Source organism: Maricaulis sp. MIT060901, from assembly GCF_047123815.1.
In the GTDB taxonomy this organism is placed as follows: domain Bacteria; phylum Pseudomonadota; class Alphaproteobacteria; order Caulobacterales; family Maricaulaceae; genus Maricaulis.
In genome coordinates this window covers 224,799-247,405 of record NZ_CP138920.1, presented here as the reverse complement: position 1 = coordinate 247,405, position 22,607 = coordinate 224,799, and the positions used below count along the sequence as shown (strand labels likewise).

At 59.3% G+C, this 22,607-nt stretch carries 16 protein-coding genes; 6 read left to right on the top strand and 10 right to left on the bottom strand.

Annotated features, from left to right (window positions below):
• Positions 1-73 precede the first annotated feature (73 nt).
• The 3 genes from SIC17_RS01225 to SIC17_RS01215 are packed head-to-tail and all read right to left on the bottom strand — an operon-like array spanning position 74 to position 4,353.
• Positions 74-1,495, bottom strand: coding sequence for a coniferyl aldehyde dehydrogenase (locus SIC17_RS01225; RefSeq protein WP_412546150.1), 1,422 nt, complete (start codon positions 1,493-1,495; stop codon positions 74-76).
• Positions 1,496-1,505: 10 nt separating this feature from the next.
• On the bottom strand, positions 1,506-3,110 hold the full coding sequence (locus SIC17_RS01220) for a GMC family oxidoreductase (RefSeq protein ID WP_412546149.1): 1,605 nt from the start codon (positions 3,108-3,110) through the stop codon (positions 1,506-1,508).
• A complete protein-coding gene (locus SIC17_RS01215; RefSeq protein ID WP_412546148.1) occupies positions 3,103-4,353 on the bottom strand; it encodes a serine hydrolase domain-containing protein in 1,251 nt (416 codons plus the stop codon). The genes SIC17_RS01220 and SIC17_RS01215 overlap by 8 nt, the downstream gene beginning before the upstream one ends.
• 250 nt (positions 4,354-4,603) lie before the next feature.
• Between SIC17_RS01215 and SIC17_RS01210 the strand changes: the two genes are divergently transcribed.
• From SIC17_RS01210 to SIC17_RS01195, 4 genes are all read left to right on the top strand, one after another.
• Positions 4,604-7,285 carry a TonB-dependent receptor gene (locus tag SIC17_RS01210; RefSeq protein ID WP_412546147.1) on the top strand — a complete coding sequence of 894 codons (2,682 nt, stop codon included), beginning with the start codon at positions 4,604-4,606 and terminating at the stop codon, positions 7,283-7,285.
• Between the two features lie 197 nt (positions 7,286-7,482).
• Entirely contained in the window at positions 7,483-7,899 is a 417-nt protein-coding gene (locus SIC17_RS01205) for a hypothetical protein (RefSeq protein WP_412546146.1), read from the top strand.
• Positions 7,900-8,826 carry a sterol desaturase family protein gene (locus SIC17_RS01200; RefSeq protein ID WP_412546145.1) on the top strand — a complete coding sequence of 309 codons (927 nt, stop codon included), beginning with the start codon at positions 7,900-7,902 and terminating at the stop codon, positions 8,824-8,826.
• A 263-nt stretch (positions 8,827-9,089) separates the two neighbouring features.
• Positions 9,090-10,181 carry a ferritin-like domain-containing protein gene (locus tag SIC17_RS01195; RefSeq protein WP_291895689.1) on the top strand — a complete coding sequence of 364 codons (1,092 nt, stop codon included), beginning with the start codon at positions 9,090-9,092 and terminating at the stop codon, positions 10,179-10,181.
• A 61-nt stretch (positions 10,182-10,242) separates the two neighbouring features.
• Here the strand turns inward: SIC17_RS01195 and SIC17_RS01190 are convergent, their stop codons facing one another.
• Positions 10,243-12,033, bottom strand: coding sequence for an ATP-binding protein (locus tag SIC17_RS01190; protein ID WP_412546144.1), 1,791 nt, complete (start codon positions 12,031-12,033; stop codon positions 10,243-10,245).
• Between the two features lie 73 nt (positions 12,034-12,106).
• Entirely contained in the window at positions 12,107-13,537 is a 1,431-nt protein-coding gene (locus SIC17_RS01185; RefSeq protein WP_412546143.1) for a helix-turn-helix domain-containing protein, read from the bottom strand.
• A gap of 154 nt (positions 13,538-13,691) precedes the next feature.
• On the opposite strand from SIC17_RS01185, the gene aceA reads away from it, so the two are divergent.
• Both aceA and aceB read left to right on the top strand, forming a co-directional pair.
• A complete protein-coding gene (gene aceA / locus SIC17_RS01180; RefSeq protein ID WP_412546142.1) occupies positions 13,692-14,978 on the top strand; it encodes an isocitrate lyase in 1,287 nt (428 codons plus the stop codon).
• Between the two features lie 85 nt (positions 14,979-15,063).
• A complete protein-coding gene (gene aceB, locus SIC17_RS01175) occupies positions 15,064-16,704 on the top strand; it encodes a malate synthase A (RefSeq protein WP_291895685.1) in 1,641 nt (546 codons plus the stop codon).
• 8 nt (positions 16,705-16,712) lie between these two features.
• Here the strand turns inward: aceB and SIC17_RS01170 are convergent, their stop codons facing one another.
• The 5 genes from SIC17_RS01170 to SIC17_RS01150 all read right to left on the bottom strand — a co-directional run bounded on the left by SIC17_RS01170 (position 16,713) and on the right by SIC17_RS01150 (position 22,539).
• Positions 16,713-17,096, bottom strand: a complete 384-nt coding sequence (locus tag SIC17_RS01170) for a hypothetical protein (RefSeq protein ID WP_291895684.1) — start codon at positions 17,094-17,096, stop codon at positions 16,713-16,715.
• 137 nt (positions 17,097-17,233) lie between these two features.
• Positions 17,234-17,755: a hypothetical protein gene (locus tag SIC17_RS01165; protein ID WP_412546141.1), complete on the bottom strand. Its 522-nt coding sequence runs from the start codon at positions 17,753-17,755 to the stop codon at positions 17,234-17,236.
• Positions 17,756-17,832: 77 nt separating this feature from the next.
• Positions 17,833-19,788 (bottom strand): acetate--CoA ligase, encoded by a 1,956-nt coding sequence (gene acs / locus SIC17_RS01160; protein WP_412546140.1) that lies wholly within the window; start codon positions 19,786-19,788, stop codon positions 17,833-17,835.
• Between the two features lie 129 nt (positions 19,789-19,917).
• Positions 19,918-21,666: a SulP family inorganic anion transporter gene (locus SIC17_RS01155; RefSeq protein ID WP_412546139.1), complete on the bottom strand. Its 1,749-nt coding sequence runs from the start codon at positions 21,664-21,666 to the stop codon at positions 19,918-19,920.
• Between the two features lie 3 nt (positions 21,667-21,669).
• Entirely contained in the window at positions 21,670-22,539 is an 870-nt protein-coding gene (locus tag SIC17_RS01150; protein ID WP_412546138.1) for an MBL fold metallo-hydrolase, read from the bottom strand.
• Positions 22,540-22,607: the final 68 nt, after the last annotated feature.

Here is a 22,607-nt window from a genome sequence, read left to right as displayed (position 1 = left end):
GGGCTTTGCGCAAAAGCCAAAAGAAAAGCCGCCGGACGGGACCGGCGGCTTTCACTTGTTCTGGTGGCCGAGCCTATTTCAGCTGTTTTTTGGCCAGGCCCTCGATCAGCTTGCCATAGGGCGGGGCGAGCATGCGTGAGGGGTGCCACTTGCCGGTGTGGAAGACCGAACGGTTGTGGCTGAACACTTCGAACCCGGTCTCGCCATGATAGGCCCCTTGGCCAGACGCGCCGATACCACCGAAAGGCAGATCCGGGATGGATAGGTGCAGCAGGTTGATGTTCACGCCGACACCGCCGGACAGTGTCCGGTCAAGCACGCGCTCAGCCTCGGCCTTGTCCGTTGTGTAGACATAGAGCGCCAGCGGATGGTCGCGATCACTGATGTAATCGGTGGCTGTGTCCAGATCCTCATAGCCGAGCACGGGCAGGATCGGACCGAAGATCTCTTCCTCGAGCAGTTTCGAGTCGGCCGGCAGGTTGAGCACAACCGTCGGCGGGATCTTGCGCGCGGCCTTGGCGGCCTCTGCATCGTGTTCCGGCTGGAGGATAGCGGCGCCCGCGGCCCGGGCTTCCTCGATCATGGTGTTGAGGCGAGCGTAGTGCCGGTCCGAGACGATGGCCGAGTAGGAACCGTCATTGCCGGCATCCTCGAACTGGGCCTGGGCAACCTCGATGATTGCTTTGGCGATCTCTTTCTCGCGCCCCTTGGGGGCGAGCACGTAATCCGGCGCGACACAGGTCTGACCGGAGTTGAAAAGCTTTCCCCAGCCAATTGATTTTGCTGCAGATTCGAATGGGTAATTCGCGGTGACGATCGCCGGGGACTTGCCGCCCAGCTCCAGCGTGACCGGGACCAGGTTTTCCGCCGCTGCCTTGGCGACCAGGCGTCCGACCTGAGTCGAACCGGTATAGAAAAGATGGTCGAACTTCAGCTGGGTGAAGGCCTGGCCCACCGCAGGACCGCCGGTAATGACAGCGACCTGGTCCTCGTCGAAATACTGACCGATGAGGGATTTCATCAGCTCGGCTGTTGCCGGCGTGTATTCGGACGGTTTGATCATCGCCCGACAGCCCGCACCGAGCGCCGCAACGAGCGGCGCCATGGCGAGCTGGAAGGGATAATTCCACGGCGCGACAATGCCGGCCACACCGACGGGGTCCCGGCGAATATACGCCTTGCCAGGCATCAGGTTCATGGGAACCGAGACGCGTTTGGGTTTCATCCATGTTTTCAGGTGTTTCGCCGTGTGTTCCGCGTCATTAATGACGAAGACGATCTCGCCGAAAATACTCTCTTCGCGCGCCCGGCAAGAGAAGTCCTTGTTGATGGCCTCGCAAATGGCATCGACGTTGTCGCGGCACAGTTTGGCGATCTTGGCCAGATCCGCCTTGCGCTCGGCGAGGGAGCGCTGCCGGTCCGCCCGGAAAGCCGATTTCTGATCGGCCAGACTGGATTTCATCCGCTCGATCTGTTTGGATTCTGCGTCACTCATGGCGGTCTCCTCAGTCGTGGTCTTCCGCGATCATTGCCGCAGCACGGGTCGCGATCATGATTGTAGGCGCGTTGGTATTGCCGCCCACCAGGCGCGGCATGACCGAGGCATCAATCACACGCAGGCCGTCAATTCCCTTGACGCGGCAACGGCTGTCGACGACCGAGAGGTCGCCCGAGCCCATCGCGCAGGTCGAGGTAGGATGATAGAGCGTCTCGGCACGTTTTCGAACATCATCCATCAATTCCGCCCGGGTCGTGACATCGGCGCCGGGATATCGTTCTTCCTTGCGATCGAAATCAAAGGCTGGTGCACGCAGGATTTCCCGAACCTTGGCGAGACCATCCGTCAGCACATCGGCATCGAATTCGTCTTCCAGATAATTCGGCTGGATGAGCGGGTGGTCGTTGGGATCTGTGGATTTCAGCCGAATGTCGCCGCGGCTGCGCGGATAGAGCTGGCAGACGTGCAGGGTCACACCATGGCCCCAGGCCTTCTCGATTCCGTGCGGATTGGAAATCGCCGGGATAAAGACGAGCTGCAGGTCCGGAATATCCTCCGCATAGGCCGATTTGATGAAGGCTCCGCCCTGGACCGGATTCACATAGGCCGGACCGTCGCCCATCAGCATCATGCGACCCATCATGTAGATATGTTGGGGGATGGAGCGAAGGGAATTGCCGATCGAGATCGACGACTTTGTCCAGATCTGCGCGGTGACATCGAGGTGGTCCTGCAGGTTCTTGCCGACCCCGGGCAGGTCATGTTCGACGGAAACGCCGGCCTCCCGCAACTCATCCGCCGGACCGATGCCAGACAGCAGGAGCGTTTGCGGGGAGTTGATGGCACCACCGGACAGGATGACCTCCTTGCGTGCCTTCAGCTCGGTGCGCGTGCCATCAATCTCGACCTCGACACCGGTGGCCCGGCCATTCTCGATGATGATCCGGCGGACCATGGTCTTGATGGAGACCGAACAGTTGGCGCGATCCAGGGCCGGGCGCAAGAAAGCGTCCGCAGCGCTGCAGCGCTTGCCGTCGCGCTGGGTGACCTGGTAGGGGCCGAAACCTTCCTGGTCTGGTCCGTTGAAATCGCTATTGCGCTTGTATTGCAGCTGGTCGCCGGCCTTGAAGAAGGCCTCGGTCAGCGGGTTAAGCGGGGTGATGTCTTCCACAGACAGCGGGCCGCCTGCGCCGTGCAGGTCAGAAGCGCCGCGCTGCTGGTCCTGGACTTCCTTGAAGGCGGGCAGGGCATTGTTCCAGCCCCAGCCTTCCGCTCCATAAGTCTGTTCCCACTCGTCGAAATTCTCTTTCGCACCACGCATGTAGTGCATCGCGTTGATCGAGGATGACCCGCCGAGCGTCTTGCCGCGAGGCCAGTGAAGCTTGCGGTCGTAGAGATGTTTTTGCGGTTCGGTCCAGTAGCCCCAGTTGAACTCCTCACCCGTGACCGCAAACTGGAGCAGCATGGGTGTCTTGATTATTGGGCTGTCGTCAGAACCGCCGGCCTCTAGGACACAGACGCTGACGTCCGGGTCGCGCGAAAGGCGTTCCGCAACCGTACAGCCCGCCGAACCGGCGCCGCAGATGATATAATCGTATTCAGTCTCACTCATCTCCGGCCTCCATGGCTTCCACGCCAGTTTCCACCGGGCCACCATAGTGTGCGGCCAGGGCGCGCATGGCGATCAGGGATTCCTCGGTGCGCGAGGTCCAGGTCGGGTCTGCAGCGGTGCGGGCGATGACAATGCCGCGGCGTTCATCAACCCAGACATATTGGCCGTAGACACCCGCCATGAAGTACTCGCCGTCATAACCTTCCGGCACCCAGAAATGCAGGCCGTAGCCGCGATGGGCGTAGACACCGTTCGGGCCGGGTTCCTGGAAGTCTGCATTCGGGCGCGTGGCGCTGACGACCCAGTCTTCCGGCACTAGCTGGTTGCCCTCCCAATTACCGCCCTGCAGGTAGAACTGGCCGAAGCGGGCATAGTCTTCCAGCGAGGAGTTGAGGCAGCAATAGCCAATCGCCATGCCGCGATCACCGGGCACATTCTGGTTCCAGTAAGCTGGGCGGGTCATGCCGATCGGGCCCCAGATCTGTTCCTGTACGGCCTGGGCAAGGGGCTGGTCGTAAACCGCGCGAACGACAGCCGAGAGCACCTGGGTATTGGCGCTGACATAGTGCAGGTCTTCGCCAGGCGCGCGATTGCGCTCAACTTCGCCGACCAGCGTGTCGATGTTCTGGCCATAAATATTGGCGCCCAGGAAAAGGCGGCGGATGTCGGAGCCTTCCGCGTTGTAGTCCTCGTTGAAATCGACACCGGCAGACATCATCAGCAGATGACGCAGGGAGGTCGCGCCAAACGGAGTGCCGGCATATTGCAGGGCGAATTCGTCGGCAGTCTGGTCGAGATTGTCGATCAGGCCCTGGTGCATCGCCATGGCGATCAGGGTCGCGACATAGCTTTTTCCGACCGACCAGGACGTGTGGTGTGTCTCGGCTGTAGAGCCGAGCAAATACTGTTCATGGACGACAACTCCGTCGCGCAGCACCATCAGGCCGGTACTGTCGGATTCGGCCAGCCACTCATCGATCAGCTTGTCCTGTCCATTGAACCGGAATGAAACGCTCTCATTTGATACATTTCGGGGCGTTTCGACGGGATTGTTTCCCGTTTCGATTGTCCTGTACGGGAAAATATCGCCCATATTGCGAAAAGTGTGTGCCAGTCGGTCGACGCTTGTTGCGGCCTGGATTTCCGCCGGAGAATAGTCCGACCAGGGCCTGTAATACCAACCGCCAGCAGACACTGCTGCGATGCCCGCAATGGCTCCTAAGCCAATGATTATATTTTTCATTTTTCTCCCCAGGCGCGTCTAAATGAACGCTGTTCACTACGCAGCCTAACAGAGTTCTTCGCAGAGAAAAGACTTGGCTCAAAATCTGCCGCTCTCCAGGCGGAGTGCGGCAAGTGTGCATCATCAAGGCATCTTTTTTGCTCCAAGCGCAAAAACGAGCTGACAGCGTCGTCCTATGATGTTCATATGTCAGATAGTTCACGCGGAAATGGTTGGCTAGAAACCGCGTTACTGAGGGGAGAAAATTCCAATGAAAATGTTCTCGAAAGCGGCCGCTTTGGGCACGACCGCTATTCTTTGTGGCCTTGTAGGCACTACTGGCGCCCTTGCACAGGTAGAGACGATTACAGTCACGTCGCAGAAACGTGAGCAGACTCTGCAAGAGGTTCCGATCGCGGTTTCCGTCGTTCAGGCTGAGACCCTTGAGAATGCGCAAATCGTTGACGCCATCGACCTGCAATCGGTCGTTCCGTCTCTGCGCGTAAGTCAGCTCGAGCGCAGCTCCAACGCGACTTTCATCATTCGTGGCCAGGGTAATGGCGCGAACAACCCGGGTATCGAGCCGTCGGTTGCTGTCTATATCGATGGTGTCTTCCGCAGTCGTGCCGGTACGGCGCTGTCTGACCTCATGGGTATCGAGCGTGTCGAGGTCCTGCGTGGCCCGCAGTCGACCCTGTTCGGCAAGAATGCGACTGCTGGTGTTGTCAGCATCATCACCGAAGAGCCGCAGTTCGATTTCGGCGGTCAGGCCGAAATCACGCTCGGCAACTACAATTCCATCATCACCCGCGGTTCCGTTACGGGTCCGATCTCGGACACGGTTGCGTTCTCTTTAAGCGGGAGCATGAACCAGCGTGACGGTTACTTCACGAACACCGGCACGGGTGGCGATTTCAACAACCGTGATCGCTGGGCGCTGCGTGGCCAGCTGCTGTGGGTGCCGAACGATGAGTTCAGCCTCCGCCTGATCGCTGATTACGATGAAATCGACGAAAACTGCTGTGGTACCGACCGCGTCGTTGATGGCGCCGCCGGTGGTGTGATTCGCGATCTTCTGGGCGGTCAGACGTCCGGCTCCGGCTTCACCTACGAGATCGCGACGGATTTCGAAAACCAGAACACGATCGAGAACTCCGGTATCTCCGCCCAGGCGGACTGGAGCTTCGGCGACACGATGACGCTGAGCTCAATTACCTCGTTCCGTGGTTATGAAGACTATATCGACTATGAAGGCGATTTCACGACGCTCGAGCTGCTTAGCTCCAACGTTCGTGGCCTTGACGTCGATACGTTCAGCCAGGAATTCCGCCTGACCGGCGAATTGGGTGATCGTGGCTTCTTCCTGCTGGGTGCCTACTTCTCCACGGAAGACATGACGGTTGAAGACTCCCGTCAATACGGCGCGGATACCCGCGACTACGTCGATATCCTGACCGCGTCGGGTGTTATACAGGTCGCTCCGGGTGTATTCGTACCGGATCCGTCCACCAGCGCGATCACCGGTATTGAAGTCGCTTCGGGCTTCGCGCCGGGAACATTCTTCGCATCCGGTAACGGTACTGCTTTCACCGCAGAGCAGAGCGACGAGCAATTCCAGATTTTTGGTCAAGTTGATTTCAACCTCACCGACCGTTTGGTCCTGACCGGTGGTCTGGCTTACTTCCAGTCTGACAAGGAAGTTGACTTCCTCAACGTCACTCGCACCAACCCGTTCTCTGACCTGAACCTGGTCGCTATCGGTGAGCCGCTCATCCTGGCTGGTCTCATTGGCGCGAACCCGCTGTTCACAGGCACGGACCCGACCGATCCGCTTCAGATTGGTGCATTTGCCCTGGCCAACCCGGCTGTCTTCGCACAGCTCCAGGCTCTGGCAACGGGCGCATCCACGGCCTTCCCAGGCAGCGGTGCTCCGATTACCAACCCGCTTCTCGGCCTGTTCGCGGCCGGTCTGCAGCCGCTGGGCGCGCTGACCCCGTTCCCGAACTCTGTCGAGGACGGACGTACGTCTGACTCAGATTGGCCGTATACGGTTCGTCTCGCATTCGATGCGACCGACCGCACCAATGTCTACGCTTCGTTCTCTCGTGGCTTTAAGGCCTCGTCCTGGAACCTGACGCCGGATACCCGTCCGGCATCTGCGGACATTGCTGCTCTGCGTGCATCGGGTGAACTGGCTTCCGACAACGCTCTTGGTGCTCCGACCGTGGTCACCACGGCTGAAGCGCTCGGCGTCGCTGGTAACCAGCGTTTCGCCCGTCCGGAAGTTACCGAGACTTTCGAGATTGGTTTCAAGACCCGTTTCGACTTCGGTTCTCTTGACGTTGCCTATTTCGACCAGACCGTCACTGACTTCCAGTCGTCTGTCTTCCAGGGTGCCGGCTTCGCCGTCATCAACGCCGGTGAGCAGTCCGCTACCGGTCTGGAATTCGACAGCGTTCTCTACCCGCCGGCATTTGATGGTCTGACCATCAACCTGTCCGGTATCTGGATGGATGCGCAGTATGATGACTTCCAGGGCGCTCCGGTTGTTTCCGGCAGCCCGGAAGATCTGGCTGATGGCGTTCAGGACGGCACCGGTGATCTCAGCGGTAGCGATGTCGCTGGTATCCCGTCGTTCGCTGGCTCCTTCGGTGTCCAGTATGCTCGTGACGTGTCCTTCGGTGAGCTGATGTTCCGCGCCGATTGGCAGTATGAATCCGAGGTTCGTCTGCTGGACAACCTGCCGGAAAACATCACGCGTCAGGTCAGCACCATCAATGCTTCTGTTGGTGTGAACTTCAACAATGGCCTGGAAGCGCTGCTGTGGGCTCGTAACCTCAATGAGGACGAGTATTACACGTCTGGCTTCCCGACCACGCTGCAGTCCGGATCCTTCTCGGCTTATCCGAACCAGCCGCGTACTTACGGCCTGACCCTGCGTTCGCGCTTCTAAGGAAGGCGAACCAACAGGCTCACGCTTGTTGACAGGATTGAGGCGGCGCCGGGGAAACCCGGCGCCGCTTTTGTTTGCGGTGATCGGCTGTCTCAAGCCACTTTGAAGCCTGAAAGAGTGAACAGTGTTCAAATAAGGGCTTTGCTTTGCAGCGCAGGCTGGTTAGCTTGACCCGATATTCCTTTATGGAGACGGGAATGCTCGAATTGCTCATCTTCCTCGGATCGCTGCTGGGTATCGCCGCCATGGTCCTGGTCAACCGCCAGCTTGGCCTGTTCGAGGCGGCCACAATTTCCAGCCTGGACGATGCGACTCGCCGGCTCGATACGGACCAGATCGGGTTCATGGCCGGGCCAGGCATTCTCGCGGATGACAACAGGACAGCGCTTGTCGAGGAAAAAGGCTCCGGCCGTATCGGCCTGCTTGTGGTCGCGGGCAGTGATGTCGTCATCCGCTATCTCGATCCGGGATCGGTCCGCGCTGCCAAGATGGGCGAGGGCCGCGACATCCATCTTGAGCTCAATGATTTCACCTTCGCTCCGGTGGAGCTCGCCATTTCCGACACCTCGACGGCACGCCACTGGGCGGACCGTCTCAACAGCATGCAAGGCTAGATGATGGACGTTCCCGCTTTTGCCGCGAGCTTCAAGCCGATCGACTGGGCCATTCCCTTTTTTGTTCTCCTGATCGTCGCCGAGATGATCTTTGCCAAGCGTACCGGAGGCGCGCGTTTCGAGTCCCGGGACAGCGCAGCCAGCCTGTTGATGGGGTTGGGCAGCACAGTGTCATCCATCCTCTATGGGGGGCTCATCGGAGCCTGGCTGATCTTTGTCTATGATTTCCGCCTGCTCGATATTCCCTTTGCCTGGTGGGTGTGGCCGATCGCGCTGGTGCTGGATGATTTCTTCTATTACTGGTCCCATCGCTGGGCGCATACCGTGCGCTGGTTCTGGGCCGAGCATGTGATTCATCACTCGTCGCAGCACTACAATCTGACGACTGCCCTGCGTCAGCCCTGGACCGGGCTGTTCACGCTGAAATGGTTATGGCTCGGATCTGTCATGGTGCTCATCGGCTTTCACCCGGTGATGGTCGGCATCGTGGGCGGTATCAATCTGGTCTATCAGTTCTGGATCCATACCGAGGCGATCAAGAAATGCCCGGACTGGTTCGAGGCGGTGATGAATACACCGTCCCACCATCGTGTTCACCACGGCATCAATCCACGTTATCTCGACCGCAATTATGCGGGTATTTTCATCATCTGGGACAAGATGTTCGGTACTTTCCAACCCGAACTTGATGATGAGGATATCCGCTATGGTGTCGTCAAGAATCTGGGCACCTACAACCCGCTGCGTATCGCCTTTCATGAATGGCTGGCCATTGCGGACGACATGCGCAAGGCAGGCAATTGGCGTGATGCGATGATGTTCCTTCTAGCGCCTCCGGGCTGGTCTCCGGACGGTTCGCGGTCGACCTCCAGGGAAATCCTGGAGCGATGGGAAGCGCGCCGTCGCCAGGGCGGTCCGGCGGAGTAAGGGCGTGCGCGCCTGCGTCAGGTCGAGCTCGGTCATCTCAACGACCAATACGCTGAAATACTGAGCGCTTTGAGCCAGGGTGAGGCGGTGGTGTTGTATGCTAGCGATTCCGTGACTGATGGTGCCCGGCTCACGCCTCGATAACGTCGTTCAAAAAATCGAGGAACGGGCCTTGCTTTTGGTGGTGAATTGACACACCTTAGCTTTGTGAACAATGTTCACTAATGATCTTGGTCTGGTCGCTCCTGGGGAGGAAACGTGCCATGGGCTCTCTTAGAGAACTCTATCCGATGCCGGATATCGACAAGCATTGGTCGGTCCCGCAGCAATTCGACGCAACTTTCGACTTCGAATACGACGACGGGCGCACGACGCTCATGCACCTCTACCAGAAGGGCAAGGACATGCAGTGGGATGCGGTCAACCGCATCGACTGGAGCCTGGACCTGGATGAAGAAAACCCGATGCAATTGCCCGATGAAGGTATTGCCCTGAAGGGCTCACCGATCTGGGAAAAGATGTCGGAAAAAGACCGCATTCAATTCCGTCGCCACGCCCAGTCGTGGAATATCTCACAATTCATGCAGGGCGAGCAGGCCGCGCTGATCTGCGCCTCGAAAATCGTCCAGCAGGTTCCGGATCTCGACGCCAAATTCTATGCCTCGACCCAAGTCATGGACGAGGCTCGTCACGTGGAAGCCTACAAGGGTTTGATGCAAAAGTTCGGTGTGGCCTACCCGATGACCCAGCCCCTGGCCTCGCTGGTGGATGATGCCCTGCGCGACAGCCGCTGGGATTTCACCTATCTGGCCATGCAGGTTGTCATCGAAGGCCTGGCTCTGGCAGCGTTCGGCACGATCCGGGATCTGGCCCAGAACCCGCTCGCCAAGATGGTCAATGCCTATGTCATGGAAGACGAGGCGCGACACGTCGCCTTCGGCCGTCTGACGCTACGCGATTATTATCCCGAGTTGACCCAGAAAGAGCGTGACGAACGCGAGGAATTCCTCGTTGAGGCCTGTTATCACATGCGCGATCGTTTCCAGGCTCGCGAGGTCTACGAGACCCTCGACTTGCCTGTCGCGGAATGTATCGAGTGGGCGGAAAACTCGGAAATGAACAAGCTCTTCCGCACGCTCCTGTTCCAGCGCATCGTTCCGGTGGTCAAGGATATCGGCCTGTGGGGCGACAAGATCCAGAAAGCGTACACCGATATGGGCGTCATGCACTATGCCGACCAGGATCTCGATCTGCTGGCCAAGCAGGACGAGGAAATCGCCAAGGACCTGGACAAGGTCAATCACCAGGATGTGCGCATGGCCTATGTGCATGCGGTCGCCGGTCAGGCCGAATAAGAACAATCAGAACAGAATAGTCTCGAACGATTTCAAGGGCGCCCACCGGCGCCCTTTTTGTTCATGCCGCGCTGGCTTTCCTGGTTGCAGCGGGCTGATCCAGACGCTCGCTGACGCGGGCGAGGGTGGCTTCGATTTCCTCGGCCTTGAAGGGTTTGGAAATCACGCCATCCATTCCGGCAGCGAGATAGGCATCATGCTGCTCGCGAAACGCATCGGCAGTGATGGCATAGACCGGCATGCGCGCACGGCCCTCGTTGGTTTCCCATCTGCGGATGGCGGCGACCAGTTCGATGCCGTCCAGTTCCGGCATGTGTATGTCTGACAGGACGAGGTCGAAGGGTTCGGTCTGTACGGCGTCCAGGGCGTTTGCGCCATTATCGTGCTCGGTGATCGAACAGTCATGTTTGGCCAGCATGCTCGCGAGCACCAAGCGATTTGTGGCGACATCATCAACGACCAGTACCCGCAGGCGAGAGCTGATATTGATTTCCTGCGGCTCATCCTTCGTTTCGCCCTGTGAGGGCGCCGAGCGGGCAGGGATGTGAAGGGCGAATTCGGTCCCCGTTCCCAGCTGGGACGTCACGGTCAGCCGGCCCCGCATCAGTTCAGCGATTTCGCGCGAAATCGTCAGCCCCAGACCGGTGCCACCGAATTTGCGTGTTGTTGACGTATCTGCCTGCGAAAAGCGATCGAAAATGCGGGCCTGGGCATCCTCGTCGATGCCGATGCCGGTATCTTGGACGGCAAAGTGCAGTTCATCATTGGCGAGACTGGCAACCAGTTTGACATGACCGCTGGCCGTGAACTTGATAGCGTTGGAAACGAGATTGCCGATGACCTGGTTAAGCCGCATCTCGTCGACCCAGAAATTGCCGGTCAGGTCCGGATCGATTTCGACATTCAGTTCCAGTCCCTTGGCCAGGGCAGCAGAGCTGTAAAGCGCCTCGACTTTGCGGCAGAGTTTGGCCAGGCTGGTAGGGGCAGGGTCAATCTCCAGCTTGCCGCTCTCGATCTTGGTGACGTCCAGAATGTCATTGATGATCTGGATCATCGACGAGCCGGAACAGTCCAGCGTGTCGACCAGCTTACTCTGTTCCTTGTCCAGGCGGGTGCTGCGAAGCATGTTCACGAGGCCGATCACGCCGGTCATCGGCGTGCGCAGCTCATGGCTCATATTGGCCAGAAAACGTGTTTTGGCTTCCGATGCGCGCTCAAGCGCCTTGGCCTGGCGATTGGACAAGACGATGACCAGGGCGAGTGTCGCGAGATTGAATATCGCCAGGAGCCCGATAATCAAACCGCCGCGGGAGAGGTTATTGACCGCCGCCTGGGTGCGGTCATCGGCCCGAAGCATGCTGTCTCGGACGCTGGTCTCCAGTTGGTGCACCGCTTCGATCGCGGCGCTGTCATTGATGCGGACCCGCCGATCGATCTCGGTCGGCAGCAGGCCCTGTTGATGCAGGCTCGCAGCGAGCTCGAGATTGCGCTGGTAGTGGCGAAGGGTCGCGGCGAGATTGTCGAGCGCAAGATCTTCGGTCGCGTTTTCAGACAGCTGTCGGAATTCTTCGATCGCCAGAAGGGCGTCGGCGTATTCTTCACGGATGATTGGCAGGCGTTCGAAATCGCCGCGCAGGACGAAATTCTTGAACTCATGGATCGCGCCGCCATACCCCAGATCGTCCCGAATGCGCGACAGCAATTCCAGGCGTTCGATCGGTGTGGCGAGATTGTCCTCGACCGAGCTGCGAACGCTATTGGTCACCTGACCGGTCAGCACGGCGATGCTGACCGTCGAGAAAACAGCGATAGCTAGCACTGTCGGTATTATGGCGCGTGGCCCGATCCGCATGGTGCCCCCCCCCGGACAATAAGTCTTCAATGGCAACCATACGGTATTCGATTTACCAAAGCGTTAGTCGGTTTTACTCCGATCCAAATCCATAGGGCGAGGCGCCAAGCGTATGCGGGTTCATTTCCAGCTTGCGGTTAAGCGGCGGAAAGGCGCGCTGTGCGCAGCCCTCGCGCTCACACAGACGGCAAGCGATGCCTATCGGCGCCGGGGCAAGTTCGCGAATGGCATCTGCATGCACAATATTCTCGGCATATTGCCAGTCACAGCCCAGGGCGATGGCGTGAACGACCGGGCTTTGCCTGTGTGGCGAGGATGAAAACTGGCCACGGGCCAGGGACAGGTGGCGCCGGCCGTCCGTAAGCTCGAAGGACTGCGCCAGGACCTGGCCAGGCGAATGCAGCGCCTCGTAGAGATTCCATTTCGGACACCCACCTCCGGAGCGCACAAAAGGCATGATTCCGCCGCCAAAACGTTTGGAGACATTACCGGCCTGGTCAACGCGTATCATGAAGAAGGGCAGGCCTCGCTCGCCATTGCGTTGCAATGTCGTCAGGCGATGGCAGACCTGTTCAAAGCTCAGCTCGAAACGGCGTTGCAGGCGCACCAGGTCGTAGCGGCTTTCCTCGGCCAGCTTCAGGAATTGGGAATAGGGCGCCAGGATCGCACCGGCCAGGTAATTGCCCAGGCCGACCCTCAGCAGGCGGCGGGCTTCGGCGTTCTCTCCCATCGCTGTCTCGGCCAGTTTTTCCAATAACTCGCCGAATTCCAGAGATGCCGTGACCGCAGCGATGTGAAAGGTCCGCGAAGACGGATCGAGCGCTTCGGAAAGCAGCAGGCGACGGCCATGAAAGTCGAGGCGGCGGCGCGCGCCCGCCATAAGGTCCTCTTCCAGAACGCGGACGGTAAAGCCGTGCTGTGCCTGCAGGAAGCGGGAGAGGTCGGCAGCCTTGTCACGTGAGCGCAGTCCTGCGCGCTCAATCACCTGGGCGGCAGCATCCTCCAGTTCCGGGAAGTGGTTCTGGCGCGCATCCAGGGCGTCGCGCACGGCCTCCAGGACTACGCCCGGACCGCCGGCACTGCCGGCCGGGCCGGACATGCGCGAGGCGAGGTCCTCAGTTGCCGCGGTTGTTTCGCGATAGGCGTGGAAGAGCTTGGCCAGCGCCTCGGCTGCGCGGGGGTGGCTGTCTGCCAGCTCGTTGAGTTCCATCCGGTCCAGCGCCAGTCCGGACAGGACCGGGTCCGAAGCGGCTTCCTTGAGATCTGCGAGCAGCTGATGATCGGCCTCATTGGCAAAGGCGCGAACATCGACATCAAAACTGTCAGCAAGAGCCAGAAGGACGCGCGCCGTGACGGGACGCTGATTGCGTTCAAGTAAGTTGAGATAGCTGGCGGAAACGCCCAGCGCCTGCGCCGCATCGGCCTGGCTCAGTCCGCGCTCCCGACGCAACCGTCTGAGGCGGGCCCCGGCGAAGAGTTTTTCCAGCGGTTTCTGCTCGTCCATCTCACCGGCCTCTGTCAATAAATTTACAAAACGACATATATACAATGTCAAAGACATTACACTGTATCCGCTTTCTAAGAAAGGACATATCGACAGGGTATAATCTGTTTGACAGTTTCGGGGGCAGGATATTTGTCAATTACGGGGAAGACCAATGACAACTTTCAAAGACCTCGTCCCGAACGCTGCCGATGACCGTTTTGACGGTATCGAGCGTCCCTACACGCCGGAAGATGTTTTCAAGCTGCGCGGCTCCGTCGTGATCCAGCAGACCCTCGCCGAACGTGGCGCCAACAAGTTGTGGGAATTGCTGAAGACGGAAGATTTCGTCAATGCGCTTGGTGCTCTGTCCGGCAATCAGGCCATGCAGCAGGTTCGCGCCGGGCTGAAAGCCATCTATCTCTCCGGCTGGCAGGTTGCGGCTGATGCCAATACTGCTGGCACAATGTATCCGGACCAGTCGCTCTACCCGGCGAATTCTGCCCCGGAACTGGCCAAGAAGATCAACCGTGCACTCCAGCGTGCGGACCAGATCGAGGTCTCGGAGAACGGCCAGGCCTCTCGGGACTGGTTCGCACCGATCGTTGCCGATGCCGAAGCCGGTTTTGGCGGCCAGCTGAACTGTTTCGAGATTATGAAAGCCTTCATCGAGGCGGGCGCTGCAGGCGTTCACTTCGAAGACCAGGTGGCAGCCGAGAAGAAATGTGGTCATCTGGGTGGCAAGGTTCTCATCCCGACCAGCCAGCACGAGCGCAATCTGGCCGCTGCACGCCTGGCTGCTGATGTGATGGCCGTTCCCACGATTACGGTTGCTCGTACCGACGCCGAAAGCGCAACCCTGATCAATTCCGACATCGACGAGCGTGATCATGAATTCATTGATTTCGACGCTGGGCGCACGCCGGAAGGCTTCTTCCGCCTGAAAGAAGGCATGGGTGTCGAGCACTGCATCAAGCGCGGACTGGCCTATGCCAAGGTCGCTGACCTGTTGTGGTGGGAAACTTCCAAGCCTAACCTGGACGAAGCGCGCCGCTTTGCCGAGGCGATCCAGAAGGAATATCCGGGCAAGATGATGGCGTACAATTGCTCGCCGTCCTTCAACTGGGAAGCCAATCTGGACAAGGCCACTATCGAAACCTACCAGCGTGAGCTGGGCGCGATGGGCTACAAATTCCAGTTCGTGACCCTGGCGGGTTTCCACAGCCTCAATCACGGTATGTTCGAGCTTGCCCGCGGGTACAAGGACCGTGGCATGGGCGCCTATTCGGAACTGCAACAGGCCGAGTTCGCTTCCGAGGTCGATGGCTACACCGCGACGCGCCACCAGCGCGAAGTTGGTACCGGCTATTTCGACAAGGTCTCGCTGGCTATTTCCGGCGGCAAGTCCTCGACGACCGCGATGAGCGCGTCCACGGAAACCGCCCAGTTCGCAGCAGAATAACCAGGACACGGGCCGCAGGTCCGGCCGGGGGGCTCTCGCTCTTCCTTGTCCCCCGGCGCCTGGCCCCACAGCAGGAGAACTCGACATGACCCATATCTCACCAACAGGCGTGGAAATTCTTGGACATCTGGAGCCGGGCTATCGAGATATCCTGACCCATGAGGCACTGAGTTTTCTGGCGGGGCTGCACCGCCGGTTTGAAAAACGTCGCCAGTCACTGCTGCGTTATCGCAAGGAACGCCAGGCTGAACTGGACCAGGGCGCCATGCTGCTCTTCCCGCATGAAACGGCTGATATTCGTGCCAGCGAGTGGAAGGTGCGGCCGGCACCGGCGGACCTGCTTGACCGGCGGGTCGAGATCACCGGTCCGGTCGACCGCAAGATGGTCGCCAACGCCCTCAATTCCGGCGCCAAGTGTTTCATGGCCGATTTCGAAGACGCCACGGCGCCGTTGTGGACCAATCTGATTGAGGGACAAATCAATCTGCGCGATGCGAACCGTCGCGAGATTGATTTCACGGATGAGAGATCCGGAAAACAATACAGCATCAATGACGACGCGGCTGTCTTGATCGTGCGACCGCGCGGTTGGCACCTCGATGAGCGTCATGTGCTGGTCAATGGTCAGGCCCTGTCCGGATCTCTCTTCGATTTCGGCCTCTATCTCTTCCACAACCATGAAGCCCTCAAGAAACGTGGAACCGGGCCGTATTTCTACCTGCCCAAGCTGGAGAGCCGTTACGAGGCGCGCCTGTGGAGCCTGGTCTTCCAGCACGCCGAGGATGAGCTGGGCCTGGAACGCGGGACGATCCGCGCGACGGTCCTGATTGAGACTATTCCGGCGACATTCGAGCTGGACGAGATCCTCTATGAACTCAAGGAGCATGTGGTCGGGCTGAATTGCGGTCGCTGGGACTATATTTTCAGCTATATCAAGCGCCTGCGTAACAACCCGGAATGTATTCTGCCGGATCGCGGGGCGGTGACTATGTCGGTGCCCTTCATGGAAGCCTATTCCAAGCGTGTGATCGAGGTCTGCCACCGGCGCGGCGCCCACGCCATGGGTGGCATGTCGGCCTTCATTCCGGTGAAGAATGACGAGGATGCCAACGAGGCCGCGCGTGAGAAAGTTCGCCAGGACAAGCAGCGTGAGGTGAGCAATGGTCATGACGGCACCTGGGTGGCGCATCCGGACCTGGTTCCGATCGCCCGGGAAGTCTTCGACGCACGCATGAAAGGTCCCAACCAGCTCGATTTCGAGGATGAGTTTGCGCTGCCGGTGACGACCAAGGCCCTGTTGGAGGCGCCGGAAGGGCAGATCACCGACGCCGGGGTCGAGGAAAATGTCGACGTGGCCATCCGCTATGTTGCAGCCTGGCTGGGTGGCCGCGGTGCAGTTCCAATCCGCAATCTCATGGAGGATGCCGCGACCGCAGAGATCGCCCGTGCCCAGCTGTGGCAATGGCGCAAATACGCCTGCACCACGGCGCAAGGCCGCACGATCACGGCCGGGGTGTTGGAGGCAGAGATCCTGCGCATTCGGGAGGCCATCAAGTCAGAAGTCTCCGGCATGGACGAATTGCTGACGCGGATCGATCAGGCTGCCGACATCCTCAGCACGCTGGTTCTGGACGAGGATTTCGCCGAGTTCCTGACCCTGCCGGCTTATGACCTGCTGACTGCGGATCTGAAAAAGCCGATGCAATTGACCGAGTTCGAAGACTAAACCCGGAGTTATCCCGGGGAGGAGAGGGAGCAGCGTTCTGCGAGCCAGGATGCTGCTTCTTTTTCGCGTGTGAAAGTCTTGAGGCGCGAGCCGAGCAGGAAACCCTTGGTCTCGAACAGCATGGCCTGGTCGCGATGGTTTTCCGGATGAAAGACCAGCGCCGTCGGGGCGGTTGTGCCCAGACGTTCAAACCAGGTGTCGATGACGGCCATGAATTCGCCTGGCGACAGGGCGAAATCACACGCACACAGGTCAATCAGGAAACAATCGCCTTGACCCAGACGGTCAACGAGGGCGTCGATACGCGCGACCAGAAGCGTTCGGTTGAGTTCACCGGACAGGGATTCGCGAACGACGTTTTTGGGCTGGGGGGAGCCGGATGAATCGGACATACGCACTACTGCTAAATCACTAATACAAGCAAGTGTTTAGCAGCTCCCATTCGATTCGAATGAGATTATTCAGCGCAATCGCACAAACCGGTTGGCAAGCGATCAGGCTTGCACCCTGAGGTGGACGAGGTGTGAGCTTATCCCGTGACAACGGGGGTGTAGCCGCGGAAACCACAGGCATCCGCGAGTTTCCATCCGCTGGCGGTCTGGCTGAAACGGCAGGTGATATAATCCGCACGTTCAACGCCGTACGGAAAGGCCGGGGCCAGTTCCAGCGGCGTACCTTCGGCCGGACGCAGGCTTTGGTACTCGTTTTGCGGATAGACCAGGATCTGGCGTTCGGCGTCGCTGGCCTGGCTGCGAGGGTCATCAATCACACACAGGGGTGGGCGGGAGAGCACGCCGACAACACTGCCACGTGTCACGCCCTGGGACCCCCAGATATGGCTGGTGAGTTGCGGGTCGCTTGCTGCGAATGCGTCAGCGACGGCGCCAGGTGCCAATTGCTGGGCCAGGAGACCGGAATTGTGGCTGATGACGGCCATGAAGGCCTGCATTTCATGCGGCGCCGGAGCGCGGCAAGCCGGAGACGTGGCTGTGGTCGCACAGGCAGACACGGCAAGGGCACAGGAAGCGGCGGCAAGAACACGAATACGCAAGAGACAACTCCATCCCGTCTGGATGGCAAAATCTATAGCCGGTTCTCGCCGCCGTTTCGAGGGCTAAGTGTGCCTGATCAGCGGTTGAGGCGGTTTTCAACCAGGTCGACGACGACGCCCGGGTCCGCCAGCGTTGATGTGTCACCGAGATTGGAGAACTCGTTCTCTGCAATCTTGCGCAGGATGCGCCGCATGATCTTGCCGGACCGGGTCTTGGGCAGGCCAGGGGCGAACTGGATCAGGTCTGGCGTTGCAACTGGACCAATCTCCTGTCGCACCCATTTTTTCAGCGCGGCGACGTCTTCATCAGCTGGGTCGCGGCCCTGGTTGAGTGTGACGAAACAATAAATGCCCTGGCCCTTGATCTCATGCGGATAGCCAACCACCGCTGCTTCGGCGACATCGTCATGAGCGACCAGCGCGCTTTCGATCTCAGCGGTGCCCAGGCGATGGCCGGAAACATTGAGCACGTCATCCACGCGCCCCGTGATCCACCAGTACCCGTCCGCATCGCGCCGGGCACCATCACCGGCGAAATAATAGCCAGGATAGGTCGAGAAATAGGTGTCGATGAAACGCTGGTGATCTCCATAGACAGTACGCATCTGGCCTGGCCATGATCGGGTGAGGACCAGGCTGCCCTGGATTGCACCGTCATCCTCGATAAGCTTGCCATCACCGTCCATGAGAGCCGGCGTCACCCCCGGCATAGGCTTGGTCGCCGACCCCGGTTTCAGGTCCATGGCGCCCGCAAGAGGTGTAATCATGACGCCGCCCGTCTCTGTCTGCCACCAGGTGTCGACGATGGGGCAGCGGCTGTCACCCACGACGCGGTGATACCAGGTCCAGGCTTCCGGATTTATCGGTTCGCCGACCGAGCCCAGCAGGCGCAACGAGGCCCGCGAGTGTTTCTTCACTGGCTCATCACCCTCGCGCATCAGAGCGCGGATGGCCGTGGGAGCAGTGTAGAAAATATTGACCTGGTGTTTGTCGACGACCTGCCAGAAACGGTCCGGTCCCGGATAATTGGGAACGCCCTCGAACATCAGTGTGATGGCACCATTGGCCAGGGGGCCGTAGACGATATAGCTGTGCCCTGTCACCCAGCCGACATCAGCGGTGCACCAGTAGACCTCGCCCGGCTTGTAGTCGAAGACGAGCTCGTGCGTCATTGACGCCCAGACCATGTAACCGCCTGTGGTGTGCATGACGCCCTTGGGTTTTCCCGTAGAGCCTGAGGTGTAGAGAATGAAGAGCGGATCTTCCGCGTTCATCTCTTCCGGAGGACAGTCAGCAGCCTGTGCGGTGACCAGGCTTTCATAGGCGACATCACGTCCCTCAACCCAGCCGACATCGGCGCCCGTGCGCTTGACGACGACAACCTTCTGAACGCCGCCGGCGATCTCTACCGCCTTGTCGACATTGGCTTTCAGCGGGATCGGCTTGGCGCCGCGAATGCCTTCATCCGCCGTGATCACATACTCGCTTTCGCAATCGGTGATGCGGCCGGCCAGCGCGTCCGGCGAAAAGCCGCCAAAAACGACTGAATGCACAGCGCCGATGCGCGCGCATGCCAGCATCGCAAACGCCGCTTCCGGGATCATCGGCATGTAGAGCGTGACACGATCGCCCTTTTTTACCCCGATGGATTTGAGGCCGTTGGCGAAGCGGCAGACATGCTCATACAGCTCGCCATAGGTAATTGTGCAATCAACCTCGGGATCATCGCCTTCCCAGATGATCGCTGTTTCGTCCTTCTTCGCGGGGAGGTGCCGATCGATGCAATTGGCCGAGGCGTTCAGCGTGCCATCGGCAAACCAGCGAATATGCAGGTCGTCTTTGTCCCAGGACACATCGTCGATCTGGGTGAAAGGCTTTATCCAGTCGATCCGTTTGGCTGTTTCCCGCCAGAAGGCTTCCGGCTCTTCAAGTGAGCGGCGATAGGCCCTCGCATAGTCTTCGGCATTCATATGTGCCTGTTCGGCGAAACCGGCAGGAATCGGAAAAATCTCGTTCGGATCGTGATGCGTCATGATATTCGCTGTGCTCGCTGAAAATACCGCGGAAGGGCAAGACAAGGCCGCTCCAATGGCGCGGCCCAGACGCGAATCTTAGACGTAATTCGGTCTGGCTGAAATGGGACCAATCCCGAAAATTCGTGATCACTCGCCAGAGACGCCTTCTGCGCGCAGCGTGGTCTTTTCGTCCAGCGTTCGCATGGCCGCGTATTGCGACAGGAAGACCTCACCCGTCAGCTGCTCGAAGAAGCCCTCTTCACCGAGCTTATCGCTGACCGGCCCCTTCACCTCGGACAGGTGCAGCGTGACCTTGGCATCGTCCAGGCGACTGTTGATCGTGCGCAGGCTGCCCAGGGCGCTGGCATCAACGAAGTTCACTGCGGGGAAGACAAGGACAACATCAGTGATGTCGGGATGGTCAACTGTGACCTCCGCAACCAGGTCCTCCAGAAAACGGGCATTGGCAAAATAAAGCGCGCTATCGATCCGCAGGGCATAGACGTGCGGTGACATGATTACATTGTGCCGGTGCGGATTGCGAAAATGATGCGTGCCTGGAACCTGGCCCAACCGGGTCCAGTGTGGCCGCATGGTTCGCTGCAGGACAAGTCCGACCGAGACGACAACACCCAGTGTCAGTCCGATCTCTACCCCCAGGAAAAGAACGCCGAAAAGGGTCAGAAAGGCCGCCGACCCGTCTGATTGCGAATATTTCCACGCTTCCCAGGCGCCTTTGAAATCCGCCAGTTTCCAGATAGCAACCAGAATGGTCGCCGCCAATGTCGCCTTGGGCAGGTGGTGGAAGAGCGGGGTGAAAAACACAGCGACAATCATGATGATGACGGCCGTCATGACACCGGCCAGAGGCGTTTGGGCGCCGGCCTGTTCATTGACCACGGAGCGTGCAAACCCGCCGGTGACTGGATAACCGCCGGTCAGGGAGGCCGCGACATTGGCAGCGCCCAGACCGAAGAGCTCGCGGTCCGGATTGACGCTCTCGCGGCGCCGCGCAGCTAGTGACTGCCCCACCGAGACACTTTCAACAAACCCGATCAGCGATATCAGGGCTGCGGGCCCGATCAGTGCGCGCCAGGTCTGCAGATCAACCAGCGGCAGAGCGAAAGGCGGCATTCCGGTCGGCAATTCCCCGACGATCGACAGGCCGGTGCGTTCGCTAAGCGCAAAGCTCGCAGCGGTCAGAGTGGCAGCGATCACCAGGATGGCGGGCGCGGCGCGCATGATTGCATCAGCCAGCGTCTCGCCCAGGCCCATGCGCATGAAGATGCGTTTGAACATGGTGCGTGCGAGAATGAGGAAGAGCAGGCTTCCAACCCCCATGCCGACAGCAACCATGTTGACCGTCGAGGCGTTTTCAAACATCGAGACCGCGAATTCCGGCAGGGTTGCGCCCTCGGCATCGACCCCCAGAATGTGGCGCAGCTGGCTGGCGATGATGAGGATGGTCGAGGCGGTGATGAAGGCGCCGATAACCGGTTTGGACAGGAAGTTCGCAACTCCGCCCAGCTTGAGCACGCCAAAAAGAATGAGAAAGGCCGCGGAGAGCAGGGCCAGAGCACCGGCGGCAGCCATCTGCTCGGCCGGGTCGGTCAGGCCGAGATTGCCGATAGCAGCGGCGGTCATGAGTGACACTACGGCGACCGGTCCGACTGCCAGCACACGGCTTGAGCCGAAGAGGGCATAGGCGATCAGCGGCGTCGTCGACGCATAGAGACCTGCCTGAGGCGGCAGGCCTGCCAGAAGCGCATAGGCCAGGCTTTGCGGGATCAGCAGGATCGCTGTGATGACACTGGCGAGTGCATCATCGGCAAAGGTCTTGCTGTCATACTCCTTGAACCAGCGAAGGCCCGGGAAAACCCTCTCCAGCGCTCCCATGGGCTACACCGCGTTCAGGGGAATCTTGAGGTAGCGCGTGCCGTTGTCCTCGGCTTCGGGCAGGTGGCCGGCGCACATATTGACCTGGACAGACGGCAGGATCAGCGTCGGCATGGACAGTTTGGCATCGCGCTCAGTGCGCATTTTGATGAAGGCCTGTTCGTCCGTGCCTTGCTTGACGTGGATGTTCTTCGCTTTTTCGTCACCGACCGTGGTTTCCCAGGCATAGAAGTCGCGGCCAGGCGCCTTGTAGTCATGGCACATGAACAGTCGGGTCTCGTCGGGCAGGGCAAAGATTTTCTGGATCGACTGCCACAGCGTGTGAGCATCGCCGCCTGGGAAGTCGCAACGGGCCGTTCCGAAATCGGGCATGAACAGCGTATCGCCAACAAACGCGGCATCACCAACGTGATAAACCATGCAGGCGGGCGTGTGACCCGGTGTCCAGATGGCCTCGGCCTCGATTGAGCCGATCTTGAAGGTCTCGCCATCCGTGAACAGCTTGCCGAACTGCGAACCATCGCGCTGGAAGCTGGTTTCTGCATTGAAAAGGTCGCCGAAAACGCCCTGGACGTGCTTGACGTGTTCGCCAATCCCGATCGTTCCGCCCAGACGCTCGTGAAGATAGGGCGCCGCGGAGAGGTGATCCGCGTGGACATGAGTTTCCAGGATCCACTCGACGGTCAGGGAATTGTCTTCGACAAAACGGATGATCTCGTCGGCAGAGCGGGTCTGGGTGCGACCGGACGCCGGGTCGTAATTTAGAACGGAATCAATGATCGCAGCTGCCTGTGTCGCCGGATCCAACACTACATAGCTGATCGTATAGGTGTCCGGATCGAAGAAGGCTTTGATTTCCGGTTTTGCTGACATGGCCAAACTCCTGGCAGGCATTCTGAATCGTTGATTGCACTATATCGCACTTGCATAATTATGCAAAT